Annotated in this window: 1 protein-coding gene and 1 pseudogene; one reads left to right on the forward strand and one right to left on the reverse strand. The window is 60.9% G+C overall.

The window, feature by feature from the left end:
- A partial coding sequence (locus LPA46_RS18590) for a transcription initiation factor IIB (protein WP_230893801.1) occupies nt 1–868 on the reverse strand: 868 nt, incomplete at its 3' end.
- 266 nt (nt 869–1,134) lie between these two features.
- On the opposite strand from LPA46_RS18590, the pseudogene LPA46_RS18595 reads away from it, so the two are divergent.
- Nucleotides 1,135–1,881 (forward strand): annotated as a pseudogene (locus tag LPA46_RS18595) (type B DNA-directed DNA polymerase); the annotation flags it as partial.
- Between the last annotated feature and the right edge of the window lie 292 nt (nt 1,882–2,173).

Genomic DNA, 2,173 nt, shown 5'->3' on the forward strand with positions numbered 1-2,173 from the left:
CGCGCTGGGTTTTCTTCTCGTTGCAGAGGAGGCTTGCCGCGTAGATGGCGGCGGCCGCAAATCCGGATGGTGATTTCCCGGAGAGTAGTCCTTGTTCGGCGGAGGTGTCGATGATTTCGCGGGCCTTCGCGATGGTTTCCTCGGAAAGGTTGAGGTCGCTTGCGAAGCGGGGGAGGTATTCCTTGGGGTCGGTTGGCTGAATTTCGAGGGAGAGTTCGTGGGCGACGTAGCGATACGTTCGTCCGATTTCCTTCTGGTCGATGCGGGCGACTTCCGTCACTTCTTCGAGGGTTCGCGGGATGCCCTCCTGGCGGCAGGCGGCGTAGAGGCAGGCAGTTGCGACGCCCTCGATGGAGCGCCCACGGATGAGGTCCTCGTTGAGCGCGCGCCGATAGATGACCGAGGCAACCTCGCGAACACTACGTGGGACGCCAAGCGCGGACGCCATCCGATCGGTCTCCGAGAGCGCGAACTGGAGGTTGCGTTCGCCCGCGTCCTTCGTCCGGATGCGCTCCTGCCATTTGCGGAGGCGGTGCATCTGGTTGCGTTTCTTCGCGTCAAGTGAGCGACCGTAGGCGTCCTTGTCCTTCCAGTCGATCTGGGTCGTCAACCCCTTATCGTGCATCGTTTTCGTCGTCGGCGCGCCCACGCGTGATTTCTGGTCGCGCTCTGAGGAGTTGAACGCCCGCCACTCCGGGCCGTGATCGATTTGGTCGTCCTCAAGAACGAGCCCGCAATCCTCACAGACTCGTTCGCTCTGATCGGTGATCACGTTGGATGAGTTGCACTCCGGGCACTGCTGTGCCTCGTCGTTCGTTTGTGCTTGCTCACGCTGTTCCTTTTCACGTTCCCGAGTCGCCCGTTCCATTCACCATATGACAACCTAGTAAGTATATATAGGCCTTTGCTTGTCACCGGCCAAAGAGAGACAGATCGCAGTGCGGATTAGCTTATACCGGCGACTAGTAGCATCACGCCAAACCGGCATCTCGGAAACAAGCTGGAAATCAGTCCGACAGACGCTAACCACCAACTTCGGCGGCATACGGACTAATCCCTCCCTTCTCCGAAATCCGGAATCGACACGCCATCGGCTATGAGACAGCGCCGTGTTTCCGGAGAGAGGGTTGGAAAATGCCATTTACCATCGACTTTCTGGACGACGGCCGCGTCCTGGAGTGGGAGACAACAGCCGACGGCGCCGTCGCAACAGAACGAGACAAGTACACCCCGCGCTTCTACGTCGCCGCTCGCGACCCAGAGACCGACCTCGACCTCACGACACTCCAGTCGGTGTACGACCAGCACCCGGACGTCGTCGCGACCGAGATGGTTACGCGACGGCCGGGCTTTCGACGGGACGAGGAATCAGTCCTCGCCGTCGACGTCGCCCACATCGACCGCGTCACCCCACTCGCCCGGCAGGCACGCCAGCTGTCGGCCTATCCAGTCGGGGATCTCGCCTGTTTCAACGTCGACTTTTCGCGAGAGTTCCGGTACTGTCTGGAGACCGGCGCCGATCCGACGCCGGCGAGCGAGCTGTCGACGCTCCGGCTCAGCGTCCCGGTGACCGAAACGAGCAACGATGTCTACGAGAAACTGTCCGTCGCCGGCGACACCGTCACCGGCTCGCCGACGGATATCCTGACCGCCGTCCAAGGGGCACTCGAAGCGCACGATCCGGATGTCCTGGTCTGCTCGACGAGCGAGATCGTCCCGACCCTGTACGAGATGGCGACAGCTGCCGGCGTCGACGACTTCTCGCTGAGTCGGTGGCCGGACGTCGACTACCAGCAGCTCGCGAGCCGGTCGACGTACTCGAGTTACGGCCGCGTCGGCCACTCGCCGGCGCGATACAACGTGCCCGGGCGGGCGATCATCTTCCCCCCCGCGCAGAACCCACTGTTCACAGCAAAAAAGAAGCGCGTTTGCTTGACTACCTACCATTATTGGTGGTTAACTTCTCCCCCACATTTACATTAATACTTTTAATGGTAGCGCTGTTTGTGAGGTGCGTGAAGGTCCGCCGCACCGTCCCGGTCAAACTCAGTACCTCACAAAGCATTCTCGGCTAGCTGTTTCTGAAGCCTGAGTTCCACGGCGGAGCTGTTGTGCTGGTGGTCTTGACGAGAAGATCTCCGACGAACCGACGGAGAGCTGTCGCTGTCGGCGG

It is taken from the genome of Halobacterium sp. KA-6, assembly GCF_021029015.1.
Classification (GTDB): Archaea; Halobacteriota; Halobacteria; order Halobacteriales; family Halobacteriaceae; genus Halobacterium.